Source organism: Enterobacter cloacae complex sp. ECC445, assembly GCF_021892025.1.
GTDB lineage: Bacteria > Pseudomonadota > Gammaproteobacteria > Enterobacterales > Enterobacteriaceae > Enterobacter > Enterobacter chengduensis.
In genome coordinates this window covers 152,278-159,374 of the sequence record NZ_JAKLRZ010000018.1, presented here as the reverse complement: position 1 = coordinate 159,374, position 7,097 = coordinate 152,278, and the positions used below count along the sequence as shown (strand labels likewise).

The window sequence follows — 7,097 nt, the reverse complement described above, 5'->3', positions numbered from 1 at the left end:
TGGGGCTATAGCTCAGCTGGGAGAGCGCTTGCATGGCATGCAAGAGGTCAGCGGTTCGATCCCGCTTAGCTCCACCAAACTCTGAACCCAACAGAGTGCGGTTAGTAAAGACACATGTGGGGCTATAGCTCAGCTGGGAGAGCGCTTGCATGGCATGCAAGAGGTCAGCGGTTCGATCCCGCTTAGCTCCACCAAAATTGTAAACCCTTGTCGAAAGACGAGGGTTTTTTTTATCTGTATGTTACACCCGTCCCGGTAGTTTGTTATCAAAAAGAAGGTATTTCCATACCTCACCTCAATCGACATCAATAAACCAGTCTATAAATAGACTTGAACTTGATTCGTGCAATTAATAAACCTATTATCCATCCGGTCAATGATTCGGGCGGATAATATACACATCAACTTAATGAATAGAAAAACGTACAATAATGTAAAGATATTTATAATTGCCCTGGCACTTTGCCTGATTGCGGTACCTGTCTCCCGTTATCTCTCTCCCCGCGCAATTGTGAATGGTCACGACGTTTATTTGGCCTGGTTACCCCTCAGCGTTATGCTGGCGGTAATTCTGCTATTTGGGCGCAGGGCAATTCTTCCCATTTTGTTAGGTTTTACTGTCACTAATTTATTTTATGTAAATTTAGCGCCGCTACAATATTCAGTTTTACTCTTTTGTCAGACCTTTGCGTTGTTCGCAGCGTGTGGGCTGCTACGCCTCGTGCTGGGCAAGCGCTGGCGCTACAGCATCCCTAACAGGCACATCGGGCTTCGTATATTCTGGCTCGGTTTCATGGTGCCATTAGGCATTAAGCTGTCGATGTATATGGCAGGCTATTTGTTTGATTTTCCGGTGACTATTTCAACCTTTTTCGGCGAAGGCACGGTAATTTATAACGTTGTGGATATACAAAGCCTGATATGCGCAGCGTTGATTTTTACCATGATGTTCTATTACCCATTAAGAATGATAATTAATCCTCGTTACGCTATCACCTTCTGGCGCCGAAGCGTGACGCCCATTTTTTCGCACAAAAATTCATTGTATATATCTGTTTGGCTGATGCTTTTAGGCTTCGTCCTCGCCATTTTATGTGGTCCTTTTGAGTCTCCCGTTATTGCGGGCTATTTAATGCCGCTGATTTTTATTCTTTTTACCTTAGCAATAAGCCGACTGACCTATGCGCTTATCTCGCTGCTTTGGGCGGTTTCTGCGCTTCTGCTGTTAACCTACAACTATAACTTCCTGAATGGGGTGGAATCGGGCCATTCGCTCTCCTTTATTCTCTCCGTGCTGATCTCTTTTGCTATCTGCCTGCTTTACATGTCGCGGATTTACCAGCGCAGCGAGTGGCTGAAGCGGGGCTGGCAGGGCAGGGCGCTGACCGATCCGCTGACCGGTTTGCCCAATATTCGTGCGCTGGAGGATCATCTTGAGATTCATCCGGATGCCAAAGTGTGCATTCTGCGTATGGATAACCTGGAATTTTTGAGCCGCCACTATGGCATCCTCATGCGGGTCCATTGCAAACGAACGATTGCTACGTCGCTGCAGCCGCTTTTGCAGAAAGATGAGACGCTCTTCCAGCTACCGGGAAGCGAGCTGGTGCTGGTATTACTGGGCCCGGGCATCGCCGAGCGCCTTCAGCATATGGTTGACAGGCTGAACAGCCGTAAGATTTTCTGGAACAACACCGGGCTGGATATTGAATTTGGCGCGTCCTGGGGAATGGTCGAAAACGGCGAAAAGCTGCACCACACGCTGGGGCAGCTGAGCTGGCTGGCAGAGCAGGCCTGCGGAGAGCAAAACGTGCTTGCGCTCACGAATAGCCTTGAGGCGGCATCAGGACAAACGACAGAGCGTGTTCTGATGCTGGCGCGGATTAAGCACGCCCTGGAGACGGAGCAATTCCATTTATACGCGCAACCCATCCAGAAGGCGGACGGGAGCGGGTATTACGAAATTCTGACGCGAATGGAAAGCGAGGGAGAGATTATTACTCCTGACCGCTTTATTCCGCTGATAGCGCAGTTCAACCTCAGCCACCGGTTTGATATGTGCGTCCTGGAAAAATTACTGGTATGGCTGCGCGACCATCCTGCAACGCAGGCTGGCGCTCGTTTCTCTGTCAATCTGATGCCGCTCACGCTAATGCAAAAAGAGGTGGGGACCGAGATTTGCGCGCTGTTTGAACGCTACGGCGTGGCGCCTCAGGCCGTCGTGATTGAGATCACCGAAGAGCAGGCTTTCTCAAATTCAGGCTGCAGCATCCACAATATTCAGCAGCTGCGGGATTATGGTTTCCGGATTGCTATTGATGATTTTGGTACTGGCTACGCTAACTACGAGCGTCTCAGACGTCTGCAGGCGGACATCATTAAAATTGACGGCTGCTTTGTGAAAGATATTTGTACCGATGATATGGATGCGATGATCGTGCAGTCCATATGTAATCTGGCGAAGACGAAATCGCTGTGCGTCGTAGCGGAATATGTAGAAACACCGGCCCAGCGGGAGATGCTGCTCCGCTTCGGCGTGGATTACCTGCAGGGCTACCTGATAGGCAAACCCAAACCGCTGGAAGAATTACGGGCATAAAAAAACCGGGAGCCACGCTCCCGGTTTTTGTTTAACGGTAAACGTTACAGAACCAGTGCCGCGATAGAAGCAGACAGGACGCTCACCAGCGTAGAGCCGTAAACCAGCTTCAGGCCAAAGCGAGAAACCACGTTACCCTGTTCTTCGTTCAGGCCTTTAATCGCACCCGCGATAATCCCGATGGACGAGAAGTTCGCAAAGGAGACCAGGAACACGGACAGAATGCCTTCCGCGCGCGGAGAAAGCGTGCTGGCAATTTTCTGCAGATCCATCATCGCAACGAATTCGTTAGAAACCAGTTTGGTTGCCATAATACTGCCCACCTGCAGCGCTTCGTGAGCCGGCACGCCCATCACCCATGCAACCGGGTAGAAGATGTAGCCCAGAATGCCCTGGAAGGAGATACCCAGCACCGCGGCGAACAGGGCGTTCAGCGCAGAAATCAGCGCAATGAAGCCGATCAGCATGGCGGCAACGATAACCGCTACCTTGAAACCGGCCAGAATGTATTCACCCAGCATTTCGAAGAAGCTCTGGCCTTCGTGCAGGTTTGACATCTGGATGTTCTCTTCGCTGGCGTCAACGCGGTACGGGTTGATCAGCGACAGCACGATAAAGGTGCTGAACATGTTCAGAACCAGCGCAGCAACAACATATTTTGGCTCCAGCATAGTCATATACGCGCCCACGATAGACATGGAAACGGTAGACATTGCGGTTGCCGCCATGGTGTACATGCGGTTACGGGACATTTTGCCGAGAATATCTTTATACGCGATGAAGTTCTCAGACTGACCGAGGATCAGAGAACTGACGGCGTTGAAGGATTCCAGCTTACCCATGCCGTTGACTTTGGATAACAGGAAGCCAATCCCACGAATAACGAACGGCAAAACGCGGATGTGCTGCAGAATACCGATCAGGGCGGAGATAAAGATGATTGGGCAGAGAACCTTCAGGAAGAAGAATGCCAGACCTTCGTCATTCATTTTACCGAAGACAAAGTTGGTCCCTTCATTGGCGAATCCGAGCAGTTTTTCGAACATTTCGGAGAAGCCTTTCACGAAGCCGAGGCCTACGTTGGAGTTCAGGAAGAACCACGCAAGTAAAACTTCAATGACCAGCAGTTGGACAACATAACGGATACGAATTTTTTTGCGGTCAGTGCTGACCAGCAATGCAAGTGCAGTAACGACAACAAGTGCCAGGACAAAATGAAGGACGCGGTCCATATTTGCTCCAAATATGAGGCAGGTTTAATTTTCGTGCACATTCTATGTAACAAGAGAAAAGAAAACGAGATCGAGGGCACACTATAGTTACATCCTGTGACGAGTCTCAAAAATAGTGATCCACAATACATTTTTGTTATGTTAGGTAAATGAGTGAAAAGTTAAGTTTGTGTGCTAATCTTCACAAAAGCGCGCGCGATTTCAGTTTCTGCTAGATCGCCCCACTTACCCGCCCGTCTATCGTTCAAAGCTATCAGAGAAATCACTGCAAACATCACAAATGATCTTGATAATCATTCTCATTTTGATAGCATTAAACATAGCAAAGGCTATATTTCAGAGGCAGAAATGACAAACAGTCGCGTAGAGGGTAGCAGTGGCAGAGCCGCGCGCAAGTTGCGGTTCGCATTAATGGGACCTGCGTTCATCGCTGCCATTGGCTATATCGATCCGGGTAACTTTGCGACCAATATTCAGGCCGGGGCCAGCTTCGGCTATAAGCTGCTGTGGGTGGTCGTCTGGGCTAACCTGATGGCGATGCTGATCCAGATGCTCTCGGCAAAGCTTGGCATTGCTACGGGTAAAAATCTGGCGGAGCAAATTCGCGACCATTATCCGCGTCCGGCCGTCTGGCTCTATTGGGTTCAGGCGGAAATCATCGCCATGGCCACCGATCTCGCTGAATTTATTGGCGCAGCGATCGGGTTTAAGCTGATTCTGGGCGTGTCGCTGCTGCAGGGGGCGGTACTGACCGGGATTGCCACGTTCCTTATCCTGATGCTTCAGCGTCGGGGTCAAAAGCCGCTGGAGAAGGTCATCGGCGGCCTGCTGCTGTTTGTCGCGGCGGCCTATATCGTCGAGCTAATTTTCTCCCAGCCGAATCTGGCGCAGCTCGCTAAAGGGATGGCGATCCCGAGCCTGCCAACCTCTGAAGCGGTGTTCCTGGCCGCCGGGGTGCTGGGTGCGACCATCATGCCGCACGTGATTTACCTGCACTCTTCGCTGACCCAGCATCTTCACGGTGGGACGCGTAAAGAGCGTTATTCGGCAACCAAATGGGACGTGGCGATTGCCATGACCATCGCGGGGTTTGTGAATCTGGCGATGATGGCGACGGCGGCCGCGGCTTTCCACTTTAACGGCCATACCGGTATTGCCGATCTTGACCAGGCGTATCTCACGCTGGAGCCGCTGCTGAGCCATGCGGCAGCCACGATATTTGGTCTCAGCCTGGTGGCTGCCGGCCTCTCATCTACGGTGGTGGGAACGCTGGCAGGCCAGGTAGTGATGCAGGGGTTTGTCCGGTTCCATATTCCGCTGTGGGTTCGTCGCTCTGTCACCATGCTGCCGTCATTCGTCGTGATTCTGATGGGGCTCGACCCAACGCGAATTCTGGTCATGAGCCAGGTGCTGCTGAGCTTTGGTATCGCGCTGGCGCTGGTGCCGCTGCTGATCTTTACCAGCAATAAAACCCTGATGGGCGAGCTGGTTAACTCAACGCTGGTGAAACGAACCGGGTGGGCCATCGTGGTGGTGGTGGTGGCCCTGAACCTGTGGTTGCTGATTGGGACAGCGTTAGGGCTTTAAAAGAAAAAGGAGCCGTGAGGCTCCTTTTTGCATTAGTGGTGTCCGTGACCGTGGCCGTGACCACCGCGTCCTCTGCCGCCGCGATCCCAGCCGCGACGGTCGTCACGATCGTTCCAGCCTTCACGGTAGCCGCGCTCATAAGCGTTATTTTTATACCAGCCGCGATGCAGACCATTATCGTGCCTGCGCCAGCGGTCACCTCGCCATTCATAATGACGGTTCCAGTAGTCACGGTCGCGCCAGTAGCCACCGTCCCAGTATCTGCCGTAGTCGTCACGATCGCCAATTTGTAATTTTACTGATGGCAACAGGGTGATTTCGCCCGCAGTGGCGATCAGCGGGGCTGATGAAGCCAGTAATACCGCTGCAAGAATCAGTGACCTGAACATACTCTTTCTCCTTCACGATCGGGGCCCTTGTGGGGCCTGTTAACGCAATATTACGAGTTGGTAAAGGCTCGTATCATCGCCTCAACTCCGAATTCATGGATGAGAGCACTTTTTGCTAAAAGTGTTTTTATTTTGAGCTACCCAGAATCTCTTCTATACGAGTCAGTTCTTCCGCAGAGAAATGGCGGTTTTCCAGCATGCCCACGGCGTCATCAATCTGTGCCGCTTTACTTGCCCCAATCAGCACCGACGTCACGTTCTCATGGCGTAATACCCAGGCCAGCGCCATCTGCGACAGCTTCTGGCCGCGCGCTTCCGCCATGGCGTTCAGCTTTCTTACCTTCTCCAGTTTCTCTTCGGTGATCTGGTCAGGATTGAGGAATTGACTGCCGCTTGCCGCGCGTGAGTCTGCCGGAATGCCGTTCAGATAGCGGTTGGTCAGTTGCCCCCCGGCCAGCGGCGAGAAGGGAATGCAGCCCACCCCTTTTTCCTGCAACACCTCCAGCAGCCCTGCTTCCGGCGCACGTTCAAAGAGGGAGTACTTCGGCTGGTGGATCAGACACGGCGTGCCGAGGTCGTTAAGGATATCAATCGCCTGGCGAGCCACCTCTGCAGGGTAGTTGGATAACCCGACGTACAGCGCTTTCCCCTGGCGCACCACATGGTCAAGCGCTTTCATGGTTTCCTGCAGCGGCGTATGCGGGTCTGGACGGTGATGATAGAAGATGTCCACATACTCCAGCCCCATACGCTTCAGGCTTTGATCGAGGCTTGCCAGCAGATATTTGCGTGACCCCCAGTCGCCGTACGGACCCTCCCACATGGTATAACCCGCTTTGGTAGAGACGATCAGCTCATCGCGCCAGGGCAGGAAATCCTCCTGCATAATCCGGCCGAAATTACGTTCGGCGGATCCCGGCGGCGGGCCATAGTTGTTGGCAAGGTCGAAATGCGTAATGCCCAGATCGAACGCGCGCTGTAAAAGTTGACGGCTGTTTTCGAAAAGCGTGGTGTCGCCAAAATTATGCCACAGCCCAAGCGAGATAGCAGGTAACCTGAGCCCGCTTCGCCCGCAGCGGCGATACTCCATTGTCCCGTAACGATTTTTGTCCGGCTGATAACCCATTCTCATGACCTCTGGCGCTGAAGATAAAATTCAGTGTATACGTTTACATTAGCGTGAAAAAAAGCAGCATAGCGCAGCCTTTTTTGTAAAGCATTCTTTCCATGCCCTTCTTATCGCCAATTCTGGACAGCCATCACGCTTATTTAATACTCAAGGTGAGGTCA

5 protein-coding genes and 2 tRNA genes are annotated in these 7,097 nt (G+C 52.0%); 4 read left to right on the top strand and 3 right to left on the bottom strand.

All coding sequences use genetic code 11. The annotated features are described in order from the left end of the window. Window position 1 precedes the first annotated feature (1 nt). The 3 genes from L6R44_RS15310 (at window position 2) to L6R44_RS15300 (ending at window position 2,599) form a co-directional block, all read left to right on the top strand. Window positions 2-77 (top strand) — tRNA-Ala (locus L6R44_RS15310). Between the two features lie 41 nt (window positions 78-118). Then, window positions 119-194, top strand: a tRNA-Ala gene (locus L6R44_RS15305). A gap of 215 nt (window positions 195-409) precedes the next feature. Beyond that, window positions 410-2,599, top strand: a complete 2,190-nt coding sequence (locus L6R44_RS15300) for a sensor domain-containing phosphodiesterase (protein ID WP_237424677.1) — start codon at window positions 410-412, stop codon at window positions 2,597-2,599. A 44-nt stretch (window positions 2,600-2,643) separates the two neighbouring features. Here the strand turns inward: L6R44_RS15300 and L6R44_RS15295 are convergent, their stop codons facing one another. After that, entirely contained in the window at window positions 2,644-3,831 is a 1,188-nt protein-coding gene (locus L6R44_RS15295) for a NupC/NupG family nucleoside CNT transporter (RefSeq protein WP_237424674.1), read from the bottom strand. Between the two features lie 348 nt (window positions 3,832-4,179). Here L6R44_RS15295 and L6R44_RS15290 point away from each other — a divergent pair, with 348 nt between their 5' ends. After that, entirely contained in the window at window positions 4,180-5,418 is a 1,239-nt protein-coding gene (locus tag L6R44_RS15290; protein ID WP_237424673.1) for an Nramp family divalent metal transporter, read from the top strand. Window positions 5,419-5,450: 32 nt separating this feature from the next. Here the strand turns inward: L6R44_RS15290 and L6R44_RS15285 are convergent, their stop codons facing one another. Together L6R44_RS15285 and mgrA are read right to left on the bottom strand one after the other, a co-directional pair. Further along, window positions 5,451-5,807: a DUF2502 domain-containing protein gene (locus L6R44_RS15285; protein ID WP_032643447.1), complete on the bottom strand. Its 357-nt coding sequence runs from the start codon at window positions 5,805-5,807 to the stop codon at window positions 5,451-5,453. 127 nt (window positions 5,808-5,934) lie between these two features. Further along, window positions 5,935-6,933 carry an L-glyceraldehyde 3-phosphate reductase gene (gene mgrA / locus L6R44_RS15280; RefSeq protein ID WP_237424672.1) on the bottom strand — a complete coding sequence of 333 codons (999 nt, stop codon included), beginning with the start codon at window positions 6,931-6,933 and terminating at the stop codon, window positions 5,935-5,937. Between the last annotated feature and the right edge of the window lie 164 nt (window positions 6,934-7,097).